This is a genomic window from Paenibacillus sp. ISL-20 (genome assembly GCF_018613005.1).
In the GTDB taxonomy this organism is placed as follows: Bacteria; Bacillota; Bacilli; order Paenibacillales; family Paenibacillaceae; genus Paenibacillus_AQ.
This window is the reverse complement of the sequence record NZ_JAGGRD010000001.1, coordinates 19,559-41,529: the sequence shown is the minus strand read 5'-3', so window position 1 is coordinate 41,529 and position 21,971 is coordinate 19,559. Positions and strand designations below refer to the sequence as shown.

The 21,971-nt window shown below is 49.0% G+C and carries 21 protein-coding genes; 8 read left to right on the top strand and 13 right to left on the bottom strand.

Features of this window, described 5'->3' with window-relative positions; genetic code table 11:
• Nucleotides 1–540 precede the first annotated feature (540 nt).
• Nucleotides 541–1,092: a general stress protein gene (locus J7E85_RS00200; protein WP_215153847.1), complete on the bottom strand. Its 552-nt coding sequence runs from the start codon at nucleotides 1,090–1,092 to the stop codon at nucleotides 541–543.
• A 78-nt stretch (nucleotides 1,093–1,170) separates the two neighbouring features.
• Nucleotides 1,171–3,681, bottom strand: coding sequence for an ATP-dependent helicase HrpB (gene hrpB / locus J7E85_RS00195; RefSeq protein ID WP_215153846.1), 2,511 nt, complete (start codon nucleotides 3,679–3,681; stop codon nucleotides 1,171–1,173).
• A gap of 182 nt (nucleotides 3,682–3,863) precedes the next feature.
• Here hrpB and gluQRS point away from each other — a divergent pair, with 182 nt between their 5' ends.
• Entirely contained in the window at nucleotides 3,864–4,841 is a 978-nt protein-coding gene (gene gluQRS / locus J7E85_RS00190) for a tRNA glutamyl-Q(34) synthetase GluQRS (protein WP_215154572.1), read from the top strand.
• 125 nt (nucleotides 4,842–4,966) lie between these two features.
• Here the strand turns inward: gluQRS and J7E85_RS00185 are convergent, their stop codons facing one another.
• The 10 genes from J7E85_RS00185 to J7E85_RS00140 all read right to left on the bottom strand — a co-directional run bounded on the left by J7E85_RS00185 (nucleotide 4,967) and on the right by J7E85_RS00140 (nucleotide 16,399).
• Nucleotides 4,967–5,326, bottom strand: a complete 360-nt coding sequence (locus tag J7E85_RS00185) for a DnaJ family domain-containing protein (protein WP_215154570.1) — start codon at nucleotides 5,324–5,326, stop codon at nucleotides 4,967–4,969.
• A 59-nt stretch (nucleotides 5,327–5,385) separates the two neighbouring features.
• Entirely contained in the window at nucleotides 5,386–6,183 is a 798-nt protein-coding gene (locus J7E85_RS00180) for an SDR family oxidoreductase (protein ID WP_215153845.1), read from the bottom strand.
• Nucleotides 6,184–6,344: 161 nt separating this feature from the next.
• A complete protein-coding gene (locus J7E85_RS00175) occupies nucleotides 6,345–7,187 on the bottom strand; it encodes a hypothetical protein (RefSeq protein ID WP_215153843.1) in 843 nt (280 codons plus the stop codon).
• Nucleotides 7,188–7,199: 12 nt separating this feature from the next.
• Entirely contained in the window at nucleotides 7,200–7,952 is a 753-nt protein-coding gene (locus tag J7E85_RS00170; RefSeq protein ID WP_076322112.1) for a vWA domain-containing protein, read from the bottom strand.
• Between the two features lie 44 nt (nucleotides 7,953–7,996).
• A complete protein-coding gene (locus J7E85_RS00165; RefSeq protein ID WP_215153841.1) occupies nucleotides 7,997–10,066 on the bottom strand; it encodes a protein kinase family protein in 2,070 nt (689 codons plus the stop codon).
• A gap of 158 nt (nucleotides 10,067–10,224) precedes the next feature.
• Nucleotides 10,225–10,500, bottom strand: a complete 276-nt coding sequence (locus J7E85_RS00160; protein ID WP_006211202.1) for a WXG100 family type VII secretion target — start codon at nucleotides 10,498–10,500, stop codon at nucleotides 10,225–10,227.
• 157 nt (nucleotides 10,501–10,657) lie between these two features.
• Nucleotides 10,658–11,170 (bottom strand): WXG100 family type VII secretion target, encoded by a 513-nt coding sequence (locus J7E85_RS00155; RefSeq protein WP_215153839.1) that lies wholly within the window; start codon nucleotides 11,168–11,170, stop codon nucleotides 10,658–10,660.
• 27 nt (nucleotides 11,171–11,197) lie between these two features.
• Nucleotides 11,198–12,004 (bottom strand): hypothetical protein, encoded by an 807-nt coding sequence (locus tag J7E85_RS00150; RefSeq protein ID WP_098746867.1) that lies wholly within the window; start codon nucleotides 12,002–12,004, stop codon nucleotides 11,198–11,200.
• 16 nt (nucleotides 12,005–12,020) lie between these two features.
• Nucleotides 12,021–15,998, bottom strand: a complete 3,978-nt coding sequence (gene essC / locus J7E85_RS00145) for a type VII secretion protein EssC (protein ID WP_215153837.1) — start codon at nucleotides 15,996–15,998, stop codon at nucleotides 12,021–12,023.
• Between the two features lie 89 nt (nucleotides 15,999–16,087).
• Nucleotides 16,088–16,399 carry a hypothetical protein gene (locus J7E85_RS00140; RefSeq protein ID WP_076322205.1) on the bottom strand — a complete coding sequence of 104 codons (312 nt, stop codon included), beginning with the start codon at nucleotides 16,397–16,399 and terminating at the stop codon, nucleotides 16,088–16,090.
• Nucleotides 16,400–16,764: 365 nt separating this feature from the next.
• On the opposite strand from J7E85_RS00140, the gene J7E85_RS00135 reads away from it, so the two are divergent.
• The 5 genes from J7E85_RS00135 to J7E85_RS00115 all read left to right on the top strand — a co-directional run bounded on the left by J7E85_RS00135 (nucleotide 16,765) and on the right by J7E85_RS00115 (nucleotide 19,875).
• Nucleotides 16,765–17,004: a hypothetical protein gene (locus J7E85_RS00135; protein ID WP_098746871.1), complete on the top strand. Its 240-nt coding sequence runs from the start codon at nucleotides 16,765–16,767 to the stop codon at nucleotides 17,002–17,004.
• Between the two features lie 438 nt (nucleotides 17,005–17,442).
• Complete coding sequence (locus J7E85_RS00130) at nucleotides 17,443–17,772, top strand: PadR family transcriptional regulator (RefSeq protein WP_100537978.1); 330 nt, start codon at nucleotides 17,443–17,445, stop codon at nucleotides 17,770–17,772.
• Complete coding sequence (locus J7E85_RS00125; RefSeq protein ID WP_215153835.1) at nucleotides 17,765–18,325, top strand: DUF1700 domain-containing protein; 561 nt, start codon at nucleotides 17,765–17,767, stop codon at nucleotides 18,323–18,325. Before J7E85_RS00130 ends, J7E85_RS00125 begins: the two co-directional genes overlap by 8 nt.
• Nucleotides 18,322–19,170: a DUF4097 family beta strand repeat-containing protein gene (locus J7E85_RS00120; RefSeq protein ID WP_215153833.1), complete on the top strand. Its 849-nt coding sequence runs from the start codon at nucleotides 18,322–18,324 to the stop codon at nucleotides 19,168–19,170. Before J7E85_RS00125 ends, J7E85_RS00120 begins: the two co-directional genes overlap by 4 nt.
• Before the next feature lie 78 nt (nucleotides 19,171–19,248).
• Complete coding sequence (locus J7E85_RS00115; RefSeq protein WP_215153831.1) at nucleotides 19,249–19,875, top strand: FMN-dependent NADH-azoreductase; 627 nt, start codon at nucleotides 19,249–19,251, stop codon at nucleotides 19,873–19,875.
• 93 nt (nucleotides 19,876–19,968) lie between these two features.
• Here the strand turns inward: J7E85_RS00115 and J7E85_RS00110 are convergent, their stop codons facing one another.
• Nucleotides 19,969–20,277, bottom strand: coding sequence for a DUF2087 domain-containing protein (locus J7E85_RS00110; protein WP_251035345.1), 309 nt, complete (start codon nucleotides 20,275–20,277; stop codon nucleotides 19,969–19,971).
• A 181-nt stretch (nucleotides 20,278–20,458) separates the two neighbouring features.
• Here J7E85_RS00110 and J7E85_RS00105 point away from each other — a divergent pair, with 181 nt between their 5' ends.
• Both J7E85_RS00105 and J7E85_RS00100 read left to right on the top strand, forming a co-directional pair.
• Entirely contained in the window at nucleotides 20,459–21,436 is a 978-nt protein-coding gene (locus J7E85_RS00105) for a YpdA family putative bacillithiol disulfide reductase (protein WP_215153829.1), read from the top strand.
• Nucleotides 21,437–21,455: 19 nt separating this feature from the next.
• A complete protein-coding gene (locus tag J7E85_RS00100; RefSeq protein ID WP_215153827.1) occupies nucleotides 21,456–21,899 on the top strand; it encodes a DUF441 domain-containing protein in 444 nt (147 codons plus the stop codon).
• Nucleotides 21,900–21,971: the final 72 nt, after the last annotated feature.

The window sequence follows — 21,971 nt, the reverse complement described above, 5'->3', positions numbered from 1 at the left end:
GCTCCCCCTTCGTCTGACTTCGTGTGAACACTCCTCATTGTAAGGGACACTGCCCTGAATCGGGTAATCCAATTATTTACTGATCCTAAGGTTAAGGACCCTCGAAGAAGGTCCCCTTGTTAGTTACTTCTCCAACTCAGCCAGTTGGACTTCTAGATGAACAAGTTTAGCTTTGGCGTACTCCAGGCTTTTCTTTGCTTCATCAATCTCTATCTTGACTGTCGTGAGGAGGTATCTGCAAAGATATTTGGAGAGAATGTGAGACCCACGCCTATGATGATTCCTGCCAATAATGTCGACGCACTGCGTAATTTCTTCATAAACCGCACCCATTGGCATATTTTGGCATCATTATAACATTACTAGGAATAGGTGTATGCCTAAATTTGTTCGCATGTGATAATCCGTCATGAGTTTATGTATTATAAAAAGGTTTTCAGATATCAAAAAGAAATACGTCTGTCGATGAACCTTCATAGAAGACAGACCGCGATTGACATCAATATAAAACCCGGTTCCAATGAGAACCGGGTTTTTTCCTTACAGCAGCGTAGTGCCTCGCGGTGGAAGCATATCGTCCCGATCCAGATCAACCGCACCGGCACGACCCTCGTTTCTGTAATCATAATCGCGGAATATGTCGTAGATGCCTGTATTTTCTTGATCAGCGTCAACCAGTACCAGAATCCGTCCTTGCTCTATATAGGACTCGTACTCTTTCGCCTCATCTTCCGGGATGCCAAGGCCGATAAAACCACCGACCAGCCCCCCGGCTCCCGCACCCACTGCTGCGCCGGTAAGCGTCGCTGCAATAGGTCCTGCGGCAAGAATCGGACCGATGCCGGGAATAGCCAAAGCCCCAAGTCCTGCCAGCAAACCTGCCGTACCCCCAAGTATACCGCCTGTTGCTGCGCCTGCAGCTACTCCTTCTGGCGCCATCGTTCCCGTCTGTTCAGCAATCATGTCTGCTTCGCGTTTATCCTTCGCTATAATCGAAATGGCATCATTCGGAATCCCATGCTGCTGAAGCTGCTCGATGGCTTGAGCCGCTTCCTGTTCCGAACGAAATACTCCAACAATTTTCTTCTCCATGATAAACCCTCCTCATCGGTGGTCGTTCATATTTAACATTACCCGACGGAAGGTGAAATTAAACGTGACGCTGCTCTGTTAAGCCTTGGGCCGGATCCGATGGGTTGCAGTCGCCTCCATGGGATCATCAGGCCAATAATGTTTAGGATATCTTCCCTTTAAGTCTTTTTTCACATCGAAATAGCCGCTGCGCCAGAAACTGGATAAATCCGAGGTTACCTGAACGGGCCTTTGTGCAGGTGACAACAAATGCAAGGTCAACGCAACCCGTCCATTGGCAATTCGCGGAGTATCCTGAAGTCCGAATATTTCCTGCAGGCGAACAGCCAGGAACGGTTGTTCAGGGTCACTGTAGTTAATTGGGATCAAGGACCCGCTCGGTACCCTGATATGAGTTGGCGCTGCCTTCTGAAGCTGCTGCTTTTGCTCCCAGCTAAGCATATGCTCCAAGAGCGTTCCCGGAGCAAGACGTCGCATATCATTTCGATTCCGCAGCCCGTCCAAATAAGGGAGCAGCCACTCCTCCGCCTGATTCATCAGGCCTTCGTCCGAAACATCAGGCCAATTCCCCTCGGGATCATGTCGGAACATAAAAGCCAGCCGCTCTCTCAGCTGCAATGCTGCCTTGCTCCACTGTAACAATCCAAGGCCCTCTTGCCTGATCCCTTGCAGCAAGGCTAGCGCTATTTCCTCTCCAGTTGGATTCGAATAGGATTGCTCCTTGATCACGATCGCTCCAAGCATCTGCTTTTGTCTCGCCCTGATGCTGCCGGTAGCAGCATCCCATACGACCTCTTTATACTGTTCCACCTCGTCACGATAATACTTATCGAGCCATAATTCATCCATTTCAGAGGCAAGCTGAATATTCCCGTCCGCGCCTTGATCATCAACTGCAGCGACCACAATATACGGGGCACGGCTCATAGGCTGTACCGACACCAATTTCACACCTCTGCCGCTTCGCATAAGGAACCCGGTTCCTCCCCTGTTCTTTGCGATCCGATCCGGGTAGGCGAATGACAGCAATAGTCCACAGAGGTTCAGATCCCCGCTTACTGTATATGTGATATTTAGCTGTGTATGCAGTTTCCTAATCTCTTGTTTCATCCGCTGCAGTACGGCTTCATTGGACATATCTTGTTCGGCGAACCGCTGCCCACCTTGTTCATACGCGAGAAGCCGCTCCACGCGCGAACGCATATCCTGATCCCTTAAGGCTTCACCTCTGCTCATGATATCACGCTCCTGAAGCAGTACAGCCATTCGGATGGCCAGCGATGCCTCGCCTAGTTCTTGTGCCTTCAGCAGCATGTGGGCCAGCCTTGGATGAAGCCCGAGAAGCGCCATCTCACGGCCATGCTGTGTAATACTGCCCGAATCATCCAAAGCCGACAGCTGCTTCAATAACGTTTGCCCTTGCGTAAGAGCTGGTCGAGGCGGCACATCAAGCCAGGCAAGCTGCTCGGGGTCGCGCGTCCCCCATACTGCCAATTCCAAGGCCAGCGGCGTCAGATCGGATTCACGGATCGCCGGAATGGTGCTTTCCGGCAGATGGCGATGCTCTTCCTCACTCCATAAGCGATAACATACACCAGCAGATACACGTCCAGCCCTTCCCCTCCTCTGATCCGCGGATGCCCGGGATAACCGTCTCGTAATCAATTGCGGCAGTCCCGTTCTCGGCGAGAACACCTCCGTCCGCATATAACCGCTGTCAATAACGGTCATGATCCCCTCAATGGTAATACTGCTCTCGGCAATGCTTGTGGAGAGTACGATTTTACGCCTGCCATTCGAATCGCGTCTAATCGCTTCATCCTGCTTCTCTATGGGAAGCGCGCTGTATAACTCTCGAATGACGACATCTTCCCTTAACCCCATTCTTAATAATTCGTTAGCGGTCCTCCTGATTTCGCGGGCGCCCGGCAAAAATACTAGAATATCGCCTTCCTGTTCGGAGAGTGACCGCATGATGGCACTCGCAGCACCTTTATGTAACTCTTCGAGAGAGAATGAGCGCAAATAGTGAGTAGACACTGGAAAAGCACGCCCTTCACTAACGATGATCGGTGCATCGCCAAGAAGCTTCGCTACTGGTGCGGCCTCAAGGGTAGCAGACATGACGAGCAGCCTTAAGTCTTCCCGCAGCACCGACTGGGATTCCATCGCAAAAGCCAGGCCGGTATCGGCCTGCAAATTTCGTTCATGAAATTCGTCGAATATAATCATACCAATGCCGGTTAATTCCGGATCATCCTGCAGCATGCGCGTCATGATGCCTTCCGTCACAACTTCGATCCGCGTATTCTGCCCGATCTTGCTGTCCATTCGGACGCGATATCCGATCGTCTCACCAACTGCCTCTCCTAAAGAGGATGCCATGTAACTCGCGGCCGAGCGGGCTGCGATCCTTCTGGGCTCCAACATGATGATCCGCTTGCCTTCCAGCCAGGGTTCATTCAGGAATGCTAAGGGCACCTGGGTCGTCTTGCCTGCACCCGGTTCAGCGATCAAAACCGCATGGGTCCCAGTAGATAAAGCCATTTTCAATCGTGGAAGTATTCGGTGAATCGGTAATTCAGTCATGGATACATCTCCGTTATCCTATTAAATATCAATATAATCCCTTAATTATATAAAACACCCGATGTTCGTCAAGGGGAGCTCCTTGTTCGCCACGGCTGGAAAGTATCGATATAATTGCGCTACAATATGAATATCATTCCCAAGTGAACATCAAGATTCATGGAGTCAAGAAGGTGAACTGTATGGAGCAGCATGCCACATTTCGCGGTCGCTTTGCCCCTACGCCATCAGGCAAAATGCACATCGGCAATGCATTGACCGCTTTACTTGGATGGCTGCAAATAAGGAGTATGAACGGCCAATATATACTCCGAATAGAAGATATCGATGTCCAGCGTTCCCGACAGGAGCTTGCCGTCGAGATTATGAGAGATCTGGAATGGCTCGGTTTGGATTGGGATGAAGGTCCTGGTATGGCCGGAGCCTATGGACCTTATCATCAGGCGGCACGCCAAGCGCTGTACGAGCGGGAAATCAGCAAGCTGAAGGAATCGAATAAACTATACCCCTGCTATTGCAGTCGGGCCGATATCACGGCTGCAGCCAGCGCACCGCACGGCATTGCATCGGAAGGCCTCCGCTACCCGGGAACTTGCAGAGATTTAACTCGGGAGGAAGCGGTGCTTAGAGAGCTTCATAAGAAACCTTCGCTGCGGATGAAGGTACCGCAAACGATCGTTTCCTTTGTTGATGGCATCGCCGGAGAGCAGTCCTATCGGCTATCCGATGGAGGAGACTTTGTGGTTCGCAGGGCAGACGATATTATCTCATATCAACTTGCGGTAGTCGTGGATGATGCCTTTATGGGCATAACCCATGTGCTCCGAGGAGCCGATCTACTGGACTCCACCCCACGTCAGCTTCTGTTATACCAAGCATTAGGCTACCACCCGCCACAGTTTGCGCACACCCCGCTGATGGTGGATGCGGAAGGCAGAAGGCTCGCTAAGAGAACCCGCGGACTTAGCCTCTCATTTCTTCGCGGCCAGGGCCTGATGCCCGAACGCATCATCGGCTGGCTGGCTTGGACCGCCGGCCTTCTGGATCATTCGGAATCCGTTCGCCCTGAGGATCTAATTCCTGTTTTTGACTTATCGAAAGTATCCTCTGCCCCGATAAAAATGACGGATCATGTCAAAAATCAGCTGTTTGAATCCTAAGTACAGCTCACCGAAAATACGGGATTCATTGAGCATTATTCAAATTACGTTCCTTCACATCCCGACAAACAATCAGCGCCAGCACTATCATTCTCGAAAAGAGAAGAAAGGCTGGCGCTGTTCTGTTATTCCTCATGGGTTAATCGTTCCCTGACCTTGGACTCATACTGTGTAAACGCGCTATTACCGCTAAGGCCCCGCTGTTCCATCAGCAATTGCAGTCTTAGATGCTTTTCATTCAGCTTGCGTTGAAGCTGCTCCTGCTCACCCTCGTTTTGGGCTGCACCGAGTAGGTCATACAGTTGAACGCATTCCTTGCGAAGTGTAACTTCTTCAGGAACATAACCCGCATTTTTCATGATGCGGTAGGACATTCTCAGATCCTCCGGAATGTGCGAAAGATCGTCGATCGGAAGTTTCTTCCCGGCAAAAGGCAAATGATCGAGCTCTCCGTTGCGGATCGCGTCCTCCTCATCATATAGCAGCGCAGTTTATATTCCAAGTTCTAAATGCAGGGAACCTTTGGGGGTTCAACTGATCTCATTTACAACAGCGATTCGGCTCCATCTATGAATATTTGAGCCCCTGTAATATGTCTCGACTGATCGGAAGCGAGAAACGCCACCAAATCCGCGACCTCTTCAGGCGTACCCGGACCGTCAGACAGCGGCTGGCTCCCCTCCGGATATTCCACCGGAATCACGATCTCCTCCAGATCGCCCTGCTTCTTCGTGCTTTGATCAATGTTGGTAGAAATTGCGCCGGGGCAGATTACATTAACCCTGATCTTGAATTTTGCCAGCTCCAGGGCAGCCATCTTCGCAAAAGCCACCTGTCCCGCTTTGGTTGTGCTGTAGGCGCTCATCCCAAAGTTGGAGAAGGTTCGGGTGCCATTGACGGAGCTGGTAATGATAATGCTGCCCTGTCCCCGTTTCTTAAGGTGCGGGATGGCATATTTGACCGTCAGAAACGTACCATTCAAATTCACGTTCAGCGTCTTGGTCCATTCCTCCAGCTTCATTTCATCAATTGGCGTCATCACGCCATTAATCCCTGCATTGGCGAATACGATATCCACGCCGCCAAAAATCTCCACCGTTTCGAGGACCGCCTTCTCCACCCGGTCAGGATCTGTGGTATCCACGTCAAAGGCTCTGGCGGAACCCTCACGAATCGAGTTGATCTCCGATTCCGCTTTATTCGTTCGGTCATCCAACAGATCAAATAAGGCAACATTTGCGCCTTCCTTCGCCAACTGAATGGCCGTTGCCTTTCCGATGCCTGATCCGGCTCCGGTAATGATCGCTGTTCTCCCATAAAAACGTCCGTGTCCTTCATTCATTATTAACACACTCCTTTTAATCGTAATCCGTTATGCATTCATCTGTCACAAGATTACCCAAAAGGAGTTGTTTTATAATCATGATTTCTAATTTTTTGCATAAAAAAGCCGGACCCTTGGGTCCGACTCAGCGTTTATCATACCATAACCTTCTTGGGAACCTACCATATTATCTCCAGAAACGAAGCATCATCTTCCAGACCGTCCGTATGGCGAGCATTCATTAATACTTGCACCTGCTCATCGGGAATCGGCTCCTTCATCGGGTCCAGATCGTTGAGCCCATCGCTGTATAGCTGAAGCCGATATTCGGTCTCCGGGTCTAATTTGCACGAGAACACATGAGGACTGCCTCCGATCGGACCACTTCGGGAAGACCAGCGTTCCGACGTTCGGAAACGATCTCCGAATACCGAGGTGATCTCGTCTTCCTTGCGCCACAAGCGTACCCTGGAATCACCCTGCCAGGCGAGCCACAGCCTTCCTTGGCGACGAAAACCCGAAGAGAGCTCTATGCGACCGCAAATATACATGGCTTCGCTTCCTTTGCGCTGCTTCTCCTCCAGTACTTCACGAAGCAGCTTTGGCGTTTCGGAACTCAGCGAATGCGTCCGCATTTCCTGATCGGCTTCATGGGTAAGTTCCTTCAGTTTGCGTTCGAGCGATGCGCTCGTGAGTTCCTCCATCGTTTCCAGCCAGTTCATTAACCCCTGACCCAGCAGACGTGAAGCCACATCGCCTCGATAACTCAATCCGACACCATCACACAGTACAAAATGGCATACATCTTCATTCATCTTTAACGCAATAAAATCCTGACCCGTCTCGGAGAGCATGACAGATTCTGCCGCTCTGCCATACGCATAACGACATGTGAACAAATCTTTAATCTTCGTAATCGGTTCTTCCACGGTCTGCTTGCTCTCGTAATAAAACGATGCTGCTTGAGCCTTCCGCTTACGAATTCCCAACGATTCCATGCTTCTCGCGTATGATCGCTTCATCTTTGTGACCTCTTACCTTACCGGCGTGGCAGCTGACATCTGAAACCCGATGGACACCAGCTCAGAGCAAGTGCCTGGAAGCATCATCAAGGCTCCCGGGCTCAGTTGATAATCCGCCTCAAGCAGCATTTCTCGATAGCTTTCGGGAAGAACGGAAGACATCATTTTAAGTTTGCGCGCATGTTCATCCTCAAGCGATGTATCAGCCAAAATCCCCTTCCATCGGCGCGGTTCGGATATCGGCTGGCTCATCAGATGATCGGAAATGAAAATATTCTCCACGAGCACGTTGCCGTCCGGAACGCTCATGTTCATGATACGGCGGGCAATCGGTTCCGGATCCTCTCCCGTGGCCACACCGTCCGTCATATGGCACACAAGCGGCGCAGGGCAATCCTGCATATTCGGAATCTCCGATTGCAGAATTTTCTCGGCTTGAAGGAACGCTTTCGCCGAATCGGAGAACCGTTTAGGCGTTAAGTCCGGAAGCGATCCGATCGCCGCAATTTCGTCAATACCCTTGATCCCGTTTAACAAATCATAGACATCATCGCTGTATGCAAGGATGGCGATCCGGTACCTCGGCGTTAGCCGATTCCCTTTGGTGGAGCGAAACACCATTTGCCGAATGGCCAAGGACAATGCTTCGTAAACGACGTCGATCCGCCTGCGGTCCTCCATCAGCATATTCATAGATGCGCTGATATCAATCAGATATATAATGAGCGCTGGCGTGCGCTGTGATGCTTGAATGGTATAGTTCATCGTGAATTAACATTCACCCCTGCATTTTCGTCATGTTTACTTCTTTAAAGTTTTGGTATCCAGTGGCTGTCGTTACTTATGAATTCCTGCAGATTATTAAGGCGGCTGCTCATTTTACCAACCGTTTTATAATAGGCCTTATCCTTGTTGTACAGCTCAATGAACTCACGTGCGGCATTCTTGGCGCGGTCTTTGTTGCCGGCTACCTGCGCATTATAAGCCTTATTATATAGGGCAACCAGTTCTACAACGTTTTGGGAACGCTGCTTCTGAAGCTTTGCGGCTTGGGCCTCTTGGGCAGCCTTGGCTTTCGCCTGACGCTCTGCCTCCGCCTTGGCAGCCGCTGCTTCCTGGGCCGCCTTTTTCTTCTTCTCTTCCATTTGGGCTAAGTACGCCTCATACTTGACTTGATTATCATATTTTTCTTGCAATGCTTGCTTCTTTTTCTTCTCTTCTAGCGATGCTAGGTAAGCTTCATACTTCGCCTGCTTCTCATACTTTGCCTGAAGCTCGGTTTTCTCCTGTTCCTTCAGCGCCTGCTCAGCTTCTTTAGCCTTCTTGGCCTCTTCTGCCTTCAAGCGCTCCTCTTCCGCTTTCTTAGCCTCTGCTTCTTTCTGAGCCGCCTCTTCCTGCTGCTTCCGCGCTTCTTCCTCTTGCTTGCGCGCAGCTGCTTCTTTCTCCTGCGCTCGCTGCTCGGCTAATCGCTGGGCATCCAACTGACGACTCTCTGCCTTCTCCGCCAAAATCTGGTTCACCGTAATCGCAGAACCTGCCAATATGACGATAGCCGCAGCGGTCGAGAGCATGAATTTACGGGATAACAACAGTGCCTTAATGCCTTTGTTGGATGATTCTTCAGCCGGACGAAGCTGCTCCTCGAGCCCCTGTATAGCGGCGGCAAGCTCCACTTCAAGCGGACTGTCCTTTTTTACAAAATGATACGCGGAGCGGAATATTTCCAACGCACCGGAAAGATTGCCCGCATCCTCCAGATCACGCGCCTGATGAAACAAGCGTCCAACCACACTGTCGTTGACCTCTCGGGTGCCTGGCTCAATTCCAAGCGATGCCATAATCTCGGCCGGCACCTCTTGGGAAGTTTCAGAACGGGTTTCATCCGAATGATCGTCATTGGCAGTTGCAGCGGCTACAGCGGTTGGGGCTTCCTCCACCACTTCTTCCTCACTTAATGAGGATAATGCAATCAGCCACTCACCAAAGGTAGGGCAGCTGCTCAAATCCTGGCTGTCCCAGGTTCTGCCGAACAGATCCGAAATCCGTGTACCCCAACGCTGACCCAGCGACTTTTTCAGTAAAAAATAACGCTCGCACGGAGTCTGCATTTCATGCTGATCAAAATAACTTTCGCCCCATGCCCGATTAACAATAGCCGGATCGCTCCATCCCAGCATTTCCGCAATGATAACAGCACCCGCGAAACGGTCGGCATATGCACTCCATAACCCGCTATGTACCGTTCGATGAGCCGCATATCCAGGAGAGCCAGCAAGCAAAACATCAGGTCGATCCATTTTGGGGCTGTACATCTGCTCTACATCAACAAGCTCAACGGCGGCAGCGCCTTCCGGCAGCTTCACTTCCGAAAAAAACGGAAGCATGACATTAGGCGCAGACAGGTCACAGTGTGCTAATCCGCGCTGCTCCATGCTTGAACCGATGGCTGCCAATGCCTTGGCAAGCATCAGACTTTCAGAACGTCCCAGATTACGCTGATCGCTTATTATGTCAAACCAAGTACATCCATGAATCCATGGCATGATGACCGCGTAGAGCAAATCCGGATATTCCGCTATCAAATCTCCGTTTCTTTCGGGAGTGAGCACCTCTCGACTACTTACCTGCAAACCCGGTATCTCGCGATAATTCCCCATATGCTCGGATTGGTACACCATAGCCGGAATTCTGAACTTAGGAAAAAACACTTTTAGTGCTTTGGCTTCATGCAGCTCCCCATCCACAGGAAGCAGCTGGTAGACGATTCCCTGCCTCCCGGCTTGGGCATAGGCTACGCCTGGCGCTGCAGGATGCTGCCCTACTGTATAAGCCGTTCCATTTACAACAATCCCATCGCCCGGGTTTGGCTGAAATGTCATGAACGTCATCCTCTCTTAACTCCGTTACCTAACTATATAACTCTATTAACCAGATTCTTTTATTCTAAACATCCAAAATTGCAAGAAAACCGGGTTGTCTTCCACCCGGTTTATTCTGCCTATTAAACTATTATAAAGCAAAAGTCTCCGAATGGGTATTAACGAGATTCGTCAGCCATACGGAATTTCTGAGCGATCGCTTTCAGCTCATTGCTGATGCTGTCAAGCGTTTGTACGAAGGAGTTCATCAAGCGGCTTGCTTCCTGGAATTCCTGGAAAAAGCGCTGCTTCGTCATACCGTCCCATTGACCTTCCATACCGTTGATCGATTGAGTCAGGCTGTTAACGATTTGCTGACTTTGATCACCGCTCTGTTTAAATTGGTTCGCTACTTGCTCGACTTGCTCTGGCGTAATTAAAATACGTCCTGCCATTTATGTAACCTCCTAGAAATTCGTTTTCTGGTGACACTTGACATCTTAGCCCAAGAGTCTTAGTTTATCAAAATGTCCTCAGACCTAATTTCCAGTTACCCTATACGTCCCAATTTGAAACATTTACCATCCTGATTATCCCAAAAGGAATAGGGATTTAGTTGGCAATACCAAACGAAGACGGATCGGTAAAGGTCCAGCTTTGCCCGGCTAATGCGGCTTGTCTAGCTGAATCCCCGTTGTCTCCACTGGCCATTCCTACGGCAGCGGCTACCGAACTCGGGTTCGATATTACCGTCGAGGAATTACCATATTCAGGTAATATGGATGAACGCCCCTCCATGCCGGAAGCCGCAAACAGAGCTGTCGGTGATACTGTACTTATGATTGCATGCTCCAAAATCGTATGGTACTGATGATCCGTTTCTTGAAATTGATCGGCTTTGCTTTGAAGATGCTTGCCCAACTGAGCTAGAAGAGCTCCCAGATGCTCTCCAAGACTCCGGGCAGACTGCCACTCATCAATAACCGCCGCTTTGAGAGACGTCTCCCAAACGAGTGATTCCATAGCTTGGTTGAGCGTTCTCGTAATCGCTAAATATTCATCGCCACTATGCTGCAGCTGACGGCTTAACGTCCGGAGAGACTCCGGCTCGACAGAAATACGCATTGGTCCTCACCTTTCATACAGGCTCTGTTACTGTTTCAGCCACATAAGTAGCATATGACGAAACTGCTCTTTGGTCGCTGGCGCTGCAGTTAACCAGTCCTGGTCTCCCTCCAGGCTCATACGCAGCAGCCAATTCATGGACTCGTTCACTATAAATGCTGCATTTTGACTTTCCCAGCTGATTCCGTTCCATATCGACAGCTGGAGTTCCCCCGAAGACACCTTGTTTTTCATACATTTCGCTAAAGCGATTGAACCCTCAGCATCATCCGTCAACCTGGCCAAGCGATCGCCGATATCGTCACACTTCTGTTCGGAAACGGAGGTGTAAATATCTCCGAATTCCTTCCGGCTAAGGAGTAGTGCCGGTATATCCCCCCAGTTTTGGTCGCTTAGGGCAAGATCCTGCACCAGCTGATCGCAGGTTTGTTCGATAGTACCAAGTTCGCTAAGCAGGTAACATCGGTTGTCTTCGCCGCTTCTGCATACTTGTATTACCCGTTCGTCCGTAACATGCAGATATCCTTCAAACGCCGAATCCTGATTTTCATATTTCAACCAGCACGCACGTTCCGCAAGTCCGGCAATAGCTACTCTTGAGAAGACTTCGGGTGGAATCGACAATTCCCCGCCTTCCTCTTGAATCAAATATTGCTTGCTTAGGAGCGATTGTTTGGTTTTCTCCCACTCAACCGCGATTTCTTCCGTTAAGTATCCTACAAAAGGATCTTCAACACCAAGTAATCGGTCCGATCCGATAATTCCAGCCAAGAAGAAAAATTCCTTGTCGTTCAGCGTGATCGTTTCTTGTTTGGAAGCATGAATTGTCAACATTATGAGCCACCTCCCCTCAAACTACAACATGCCATCGGTCGCGAATTTCTGTGACCCATCTTTGGGCGTTCCATTCGTCATCGAACGGAACTGCGCCTTTTATTCTGGAAAATTTACGTTTTACGTAGTACCCCTGTCCTGGCGGAAGTATTTTTAGTCCTCCAGGACTATTGGCGGATTCGGAAAAAGGAATTCTGAAGAACGATAAATCGTTGGAATCCAATGTTCCGAATAAAAACCCGTTTTGTGCAGCCTTGATATCGGTAAACCAATCGACGCCATACGTCGGGAAATCGGCCGGCACACCGGCAACGACAACATGCACCCTGCGATCCCTTCCCTGTCTGACGATGGCTGAAAGCTGGTCTTTCAAGGTGAAATCGGAAAGCTGCTTGCTGAGCACGTCAGCGTCATCAATCATAAGCAGGATAGCCGGGTCTTCACTGTCCTTCGACCGGGTCTGAACCCGTTCATAAAGGCCTGAAATGAGCGGAGCCAAATCTTCCTCATTCTCTGCATGCCCACGGACATGCGGAAGATGGTTCATCCGACTCAGACCGCTGCTTCCATAGCGTGTATCAACCGTATATATTTCAAGCTCATCCGGCGATGTATGATATGCAAGTGATAACATCCAGCTAAGGAGGAATGACGTTTTACCACCTTCCATCGGACTCGCCACAATAAAATGCGGTCCATCCTCCAGATTGATAGCAAAAGGTGTCAAGTCATCCGTAGCCACTCCGACTGGGACCCGATACTTCACCATACCTGCTGATTCATAAGGCTTTTGTACCTTTAGCAGTTGATGGAGCGGAATCTTGTCCGGCAGTGACTCAATCCGTGGTGCTTCTTCCCCATGCCACGCTGCCCGGTGAGTGCGAATCATATCGCGGAGCGCTGCGGAACGATCCCCCTCTTCCTGACCGGAAGCCGGCAAGGCCGTCTGAAATTCAAGCGGCGGCACCTGCCCTTTGACCAGCCCTCTTCCTGGAGGAAGCTGGCTGGGAGCTCTTGTTGGACGCCCCACCGCATAATAGTAATCAGCAGGATCGGCGAGTTCGTACGATACCGCTTGCGAAATATTGCTTCGGACCTTCTCGAACATATCCGAAATCCGGTTCGCCGTAATGACAAACGTAATCCCCAGACTGCCGCCTTCTCGCAGCAGGTATTCAAGCATATCATTCTCATCCGGATAGGAGTTGCGGAAATTCAGATAACCGTCAATAACCACGACCAGCTGCGGAACGGGGCCTGTGTTGCCCCGGCGGTAGGATGCAACAGTCTTCACACCCGCTTCGGCAATCATGTCCTTGCGAGTCGCCGCCGTTTTCGTCAGAAAACGGAACAGGCGCTTGACACGATCCTCTTCCTCCGCCATCATGACTCCTCCGATATGAGGAAGCCCTGCAAAGTCCCGCATCATCCGGCCCATATCCACGATATACCCATGCCAAAAGTCCGGGGTATACCGATTGGCTAACGACATCAGCATCGTTTGAATAAAGGTGGTCTTACCAAGTCCGGGCATGCCGTATATGGCCCAGTGGCCTTGCTCAAGATTGAGCATCAGCGGCTTCTGGCACTGGTTTGGCAGATCATCAACCATTCCAACATAGGACACAAGTGCCGAATCACTGAACAGATCTTGCTTCTGCAGATCGGTCCCAGACGGTATGCTCTCCAGATCCAGACTCTCCGGAAGCGGTGGAAGCCAAGGCCCCTGAAGCCGTTCGATCCCTTGCTCCTTGGCCACCTCAGCCACATGGTCGATAAACACCTGGAGCTGTTTGGGCACCTCCAGATGCGCTCCCAGGGAGGGATTAGAAGCAAGCAGTGACTCCGACTTCCCGTTAATTCGCACCTCGCGAATAACCACTACACCAGGGGTATCCTTCTCTTCAATGTAAGGAGCGCCGCTCCAGGCAAACTGCATTTCTTCAAACACTTCATCGCTGCCCACCTGGAAGTAGCCTCGTCCGGGCTTGTTAATCCAGGCTGCATTCGGAATCTTCAGCATATCACGGCTGTCGCCCTCGCTTTGTACCCGAAGACAGATCCGAAAGCGCGAGTTACTCCAAATTTTATCGTCCACGACACCTGCCGGTTTCTGAGTCGCAAGAATCAGATGGACACCAAGTGTTCGTCCAATAGCGGCAATGCTGATTAATTCATCCATGAACTCTGGTTGATCTTTCTTCAGCTGTGCAAATTCATCAATGATAATCACGAGATGCGGGAGCGGCTCGCCATGGCGATTGCGCAACAGCTTGTAGTACTCGTCGATATGCTGCAGATTTCCCGCATCGTTCAATATTTTCTGGCGGCGGACCAGCTCCGCTTTCAGCGACACCTTCGCCCGTTCAATCAGATTGTTATCCAGGTTCGTTATGGTGCCTACTACGTGCGGCAAGTTAACAAACGTGTTGGACATGCCGCCGCCCTTATAATCAATAAGCATAAATGCTAGATCATACGGGTGAAACTCGGAGGCCAGGGAAGCCACAATAGATTGAATAACCTCACTTTTCCCGGAACCGGTCGTTCCCGCAATCAGACCGTGTGGTCCATGACCTTGACGCTCTATTTTATCATGAAGATTCAAATTAATCTTCTTCCCGCCTGCCCGGACACCCATCGGAACGGGTAATGAATCCGGATATCGGTTCTGCTGCCAGCGTCTGTGTACATCCAAATCGTTGATTTTCTGAATATCCATCATCTCGAAAAGTGCCAAAACGCTAGGGATATCAGACGCAGAGGATCGCTTCAACCGGATAGGCGCCATATATCGGGCCAAGGCTTCAATCTGATCCCTGCTAATATGATGGGATTGGAAGGTTTGCTTGGAGACCGTGCCGTCCGCTTTCTTAATCGTGTAAGCCGCCTGCTCCCGGTCAACCTCAACAATAAGCTGGCAGTGCATCGGCAAGCTTTCCTTGCGGTCGGACAAGATGATGGTAACCGCTTCGGCCGCTTCGGCATCTTCCATCAGCAGAGGCAGCAGCGGTTCTTCCTCGATTAATTGGGTAGCGGATAGGATCACGACATAAGCCGGCGTCTCAATCGATTTCTTCCCATGTTCGGAGCGATTATTTTTACGCCGGTACAAGTGAGTGAATATTTCATCGGCAAGCTGATGGGCATTGCTCCGTCGATTCGCAAGATAGCGGCTGGAACGATCATCATCCCACGTATGAGGGAGCCAGCGCAGCCATTGCCACTCGCTCGCTTCTTTTTCTTCGTAGAAAGCGGCGATCTTCACTTCATCGGGTGAGTGCCGCACAGCCGTTTGGGCCATCATCACGCGCAGCATATTTAATATGCGGTCTCTTCCGCCTACGATCCCTATGACCTTGGATTCGAATAACGGCAGCGCAATCGATGCATCGTCGACGGACTGAAATTCGGAAGTCAGCAATTCGGCTGCTTCGATCAAAGGATCTTTGTCATACCCATCTGCGCGGGGAGGCTTAACGTTAATGTAGAATGGAACCTCTCCCTTGCCTACGCAAATCTCCAGAAAATCCTTATCTTCCGGAGAACGTTCCCACAAGCTGCTGCTCCGGTTCTTCACAACGTTGTAACACACGTCCGGATCGCCATGGATATCAAACAGAATGTGTACCTGATCCTCCTGCCGCTCCTTAAGCTCTTCCCGGTGCAGGTCAAGCTGTGCACGGTACTTCTGATTTCGTTCAGCCAGCTTCTTCTGATAAGTCTTCTTGTTGCTTAAATACATGAAGAACGGCAGCGTGTAAGAAGTCAGCATCATAAAGATGGAGAGTATCATGTAGTTGCTCCCCATTTTGCCGTTCGCGCTCATATAGAAATAGAAACCAACCATCGCAGCCGTCATAATAATCGGGATAATGATGGCAATCATTGAAAACGACGGTTTGCTTGGCTCGGACGGCGGTCTCAGAATCTCCATGTCTTCATTCGGTAAAGCCGGTCTAATACGCGGCGAACGTTGGTACAACACGTTCATATGTCACTTCCTCCTAATCCAGAGCGTCTGAAATGTACATTTATGTATTTTGCTGTTTCAATTAAAACCAAAGGGCTATTTACCCAATCTCAGCTTTCTTGAAACAACAATCTTCTGCCATAGACAGGAGCTTCCTCGGTGGTTGTTGAGAATGCCCGCTGTAAACGGATATAGGAGCCTTCTCTAAGTCCTGCTTCAACCAGGTTAGAATGGCCCCCTACCGTAAACCACAAGCCTTCCGGGAACTTTGCTTCCAATATATATTGAATCCCTTCACCCGAGGGTTCACGAAAAAGACGTAGCCCCAGCAGCTCATTCAATCGTTCAATGGAGCACTCATCGGGTACGTCGATATCAAACCAATCATCTTCATTTCGCCCGCTGATCACGGTGAGTATCATCTGGTTAACCTGCCTTTCCAAAAATGGTAATCCTTATGTTTATTCCATATGCAAAGTCCAATCACCTATTTCAATAGTTGCAAAAAATAGTTACATTATTGTAATAATATCATTCCAGGGTCAGTTCTGTCAATTTGTGTCATACTTCCTATTTCCTATTTTTCACGCGGCTTTGTTAGTCCCGAGGGACTATTTATGTATTGATTATAGGTTAAATCCGGGTTTGTCGTCGGGATAATATCGTCGTTCACAAAAATGTCACGCTCAGAAAAATGATGCTGATTAATTCTATGAATTTAAGGTTATTTTAAGATTGGCAATTTATAATGCAAATATCATGAAAAATCTTTCGTGAGGTGATTGATATGAAAACACTAATCATGTTCCAAAATAAGCCGGTTCCCGTATACTTTACAACGGATAGCAAGCAGCCGGTACAGAAGGTGCTAAAACTGCTAACCAGCGCGCTTGACCATAAAATTCAAACCGGTAAAAACGCGCTGCAAAAATGCCTCAATTCCCTGATCAGCATTGAAATCGAGGGATCCGAGGCAATTCTTCACAGCAAAAGCGAAAACGACTCTCTTGCGCTATCTCTCTTTTAAAGAGGGGTAGCCCTTTTTTTTGTTTAACCTCATTATAACCCGTAATGGCGATCCTCGGCTATCTGCGCTCTCTGAATTCGGATCTGAAACAATTTTACGAGATTTCTCCGCGTTGTGATCTCCTGGCATCTGTCCAATTTTTTTAATATAAACCGATCGATGGACATACTGTTCATCCCTCCATTCTTCTTTTGGAAAAACGACCCAATGTTCTGATAACTTCTATTAACCGTGCCTTTTCAAGATTAAACGAGACTTTCTTTCGTTTAACAAAGCTTCTTATGATTCGACGATATTCTGGCAACAACCCATTTTATAATCAGTACCTTGCATTATTCAGTACTAAATGTTATCTTATTGTAAACCACTACTGAATATTAATTACCACCTCGTGATGAACAGCATGAACATGGACTTATGAAAGGAGGTATCTGCCGTATGAATGTTAGTATTCAATTCAAAAAAGGCGTTCTCGAACTCTGCGTGCTGGTGTTAATTCATCGCAAGGACCAATATGGGTACGAGTTGGCTCAAGCGGTATCGAGGCATATTGAAGTAGCCGAAGGGGCATTGTACCCTCTCCTTCGCCGCCTCGTAAATGAAGGCTATTGTACGACGTACCTCCAGGAATCGACCGAGGGTCCGCCCCGTAAATATTATAAACTGACGCCCAGCGGAGTGATCTATATGAAAGCCATGGTAAAGGAATGGCAAGCTTTTGTGGGCAATGTGACCAATCTGATAGAGGAAGGGAATTTGTATGACTAAAAAACAGTTTATTTCGATTTTGGAATCGCGGCTTGCCGCGCTTCCTCCCGACGAACGACGGGAATTCATTCAAGATGTGGAGTCCCATTTTGTCATTGGCATGCAGAATGGACGAACCGAAGAGGAAATCGCCCGTGAACTGGGAGATCCTTTTGAAATGGCGAAAGAAGCGTTAGGCGATCGGTATGTGGATATGGATATGCCTGCTCCGGCAGCGATCCGAAGACCGTCTTCAATTGGCAAATATGCGACTATGGTTGGAGTGTTCTTCTGTGGATTGGTGGCTGTTCCTTTTCTGGCCGCATTGTGGTCCGGCGGTGTCGCCATTGCTTTGGGGGCTTTGGCAACAATGCTCAGCCCGATTCTTGTCCTGCTTGAATATATCGTGAACGGAACATTTTATCCGGCTAAATTATTCTTGTCCATTTCTCTGATTGGAATCGGCATATTCCTTGGATACGCAACCCGCTCTGTCATGGTTGGATTACTAACATTAACCTCGAGGTACTCAAGATGGAATACACGCTTGTTGAAAGGTCGTGAGGCACAGTGAACAGGAAATGGTTGTTCAGTTTAGCTATTGCACTTATATTGGTAGGCATTATCGGCATGGCAGCCAACCAATTTAAATTCGGCGAAGAACTTATCAGTTATCAGAATAAATGGGATCTGCAAAACGCCGAAAATCTGAAGAAATTAAAAATCACCAGCAATATCGATATCAGCTTTTCTTTCGAGGACAGCGTAGATTCAAGCGGGTACATCGCTTTTGACGGCAAATTAAAACCGGAGTATGTCGATGTTCTTAAAAATTTTAATCCATCTGGCCCTGAGGTGGAATTGGATCTGACTACTCCTTCCACTTTCCAGTTGATGAGTGTGGACTTTCGTTCACCGAAAGGAAAACTGACCATTGTGCTTCCATCAAGCACACAACTGGGCGAACTCGATTTATCGACGCTCTCAGACAATATCCAGGTAAGCGGAGCTTCCTCCAAGATGGTTGACATCTCCGTGAAGTCAGGCAACATCAACATGAGCAACATACGAGCCGATCAGTTGAACGTAAAAAATATTTCAGGCAATATTCGCGGCTCCGTCATTCAGGCCTCCACTCAAATAGTCAATCATTCGGGAATTGTCGTATTGAAAGATATGGAAGGCCCCGTGGACATCGAGGTCACTTCCGGCAGCGTAAACGTAGGATTGCTCGGCGTTTCATCGGTTAATATCCTGTGCAGATCCGGCAATGTGAAAGTACAGCCTGACCCGTCATTCCGGGGTTTCTATGACCTTAAGACACTATCGGGAGACGTTTCAGCTCCGGAGTCACTGAAAGAAACAACCGATACCATCCAAGTGGAAACCTACTCCGGAAATATCGATATCGTACATTAAGACGTTGTTGACAAACGATATAAATGAAATATACTATACTTTATAAAGTAAACTACACAACAAGGAGAGTTTTCATACATGTCTAATGTACTATTCATCAAAGCAAACAACAGAGCCATCGAACAATCGGTAAGCGTAAAAATGTACCATGCGTTTTTGGAATCCTTTAAAGCAAGTCATCCGGAAGACCAAATCACAGAGCTTGACCTTTTTGCAGAGGATCTTCCTTATTATGACGGCACAGCCATCAACGGTATGTTCAAAGCTGCCCAAGGATTGGAATCTACCCCCGAAGAGCAGGCAGCTGCTGCGAATGTAAGCAAATATCTTGACCAGTTTCTCGCTGCAGACAAAATCGTGCTCGCTTTCCCATTGTGGAACATGACCGTACCTGCCGTTCTTCATACCTATATCGACTACCTGAACCAAGCAGGCAAAACGTTCAAATATACGCCACAAGGCGTTGTAGGTCTTGTGACAGGCAAAAAAGTCGTCATCCTGAATGCTCGTGGCGGTAACTATTCCGAGGGACCTATGGCCGCGGCAGAGATGGCAGTTAACTTCGTAATGGGTAATCTTCGTCAATGGGGCGTGCAAGATATCGAAACCCTCATCATCGAAGGCCACAACCAATTCCCTGACGAAGCGGAAATGATCGTTCAGAACGGTCTCGAGCTCGTTAAAAAGGCTGCTGCCGGTTTCTAATCGAACTTTTACCTCTTCATACAACGGATAGTTATATACAAAGCCACCTTCCACTGTCTTAGGCAGTGAAAGGTGGCTTTTGTGTAATCCCGTTTAAACCTTTTCCCATTGGGTCCATAACTCACGCGGGTTACGTGTATAGATTTCATGGTCACGGCTCATATATTGATGAATGATAAATTCCCGCCGAATGGTCGCATAATCCGCATGATAACGCTTGATAAACGCATTGATGTCCTTTTCCGGATATTCCTTCCCCGCTTCAAGCTGCTCTACCAGATATTCCAATATGACGAGTTTCTTTTTGTACTGGGCAGGAATGGAACGCAGCGTTCCGTCTTTCGCTATAAAATTCCGGAGAACGGATGCCTTATAGGCTTCACTTGCAGTCGGTACCATCATGGTGTTCTTCCTCCCTTTGAATTATAAATTTCACGATCATCTAATTTAATATTAATCTAATTAGATATTAATCAAATTTGTAATGTTTGTCAATCCCGTCAAACCTGGATTTATCCTTTTATTTGCTGTAGGATTATTATGCAGATCGATAGCGTAAGGTTATTACATAAGGAGGTTCACCATGCTCGACGTCTTAATTATCGGCGCAGGCCCATGTGGTCTCTCAGCTGCCATTGAATGCCGCAACCAGGGCCTCAGCTGCGAGATCATCGATAAACACAATGTAGTTCATTCCATTTATCTCTATCCAACGCATATGCAGTTTTTCAGTACGGCTGAAATGCTTGAAATCGGAGAAGTTCCGTTCGCGATATCGAATGATAAACCGTTTCGGCACGAGGCACTGGCTTATTATCGCAGAGTTGCCAGACACTTTAATCTGAAGATCTCCCCATACGAAGAAGCTCTCACCATAACCAAGCAGCCTGACGGCAGCTTTCAGGTAAAGACCCAGCGCCGCGGTGGTGTAGAGTCTATGCGAGAAGCCAAACACGTAGTCATTGCTACGGGTTATTTTGATCATCCGAATTTTATTGGCATTCCTGGAGAAGACTTGGAGAAAGTCACCCATTATTTCCGGGAAGCCCATCCCTATGCTGGAATGAAAACCGCGATCATTGGCGGCAGTAATTCCGCTGTGGATGCTGCCATGGAGCTCATCCGTGTCGGAGCTGAGGTCACGATGGTATATCGGGGTGAAGAAGTTTCTCAGAACATCAAACCTTGGGTACGTCCTCTGTTCGATAGTATGGTGCAAAAGGGACATATCCAGCTTCACCTGAACTCGCGGGTCGTACAAATCGCGGAGTCTTCCATTACCGTTCTTTCGAATCAAGGCCAGGAAACAATCATTGAAAATGATTTTGTACTGGCCTTGACCGGATTCCGTCCTGATCGCAAACTGCTCGCATCCTCCGGCGTTGAACTGGATGAAGACATGGAGAAGCCGCTCTATCATCCGGATACGATGGAGACCAACGTTCCGGGACTCTATGTCGCTGGTGTCATTGCGTCCGGTCGTAATGCCAATGAGGTGTTCATTGAGACAGGCAGACTACACGGTCGTTTGATTGCCGAGCATCTGGTCTCGAACGCTTAACAAAAAGGAGCGATCCCCCATGGACGTAACTTCACTCATCCTGCTGGCTATGGCGGGAATTGGCATTATCAGCAGCAATTCCGCCGTGACGATTGCGATGCTGGCATTGCTTCTCATCCGTGTAACCGGCTTTCAGCAAGCATTCCCATGGCTGGAGAAATACGGACTAACGCTCGGCATTATCATTCTCACCATAGGTGTCATGTCACCGCTGGCCAGCGGCAAAATGAGCCTGCAAACGATCGGTGAATCCTTCCTGAACTGGAAATCTCTTTTGGCTATCGCCGTCGGCATGCTTGTCGCTTATCTGGGCGGTCGTGGTGCCACGCTGATGGGAAGCAACCCCACCGTAGTTGCCGGTCTTCTCGTTGGCACGGTGCTTGGGGTCGCCCTGTTCCGCGGCGTGCCCGTCGGGCCGCTCATCGCCGCCGGTCTGCTGTCCCTGCTCATCGGTAAATCGTGAGGAGCAGGAACAGATGCAGCCCTTTTTATTAATAACACAAACAGAAAAATAACCTCCCTGTCGGTTCGTGAA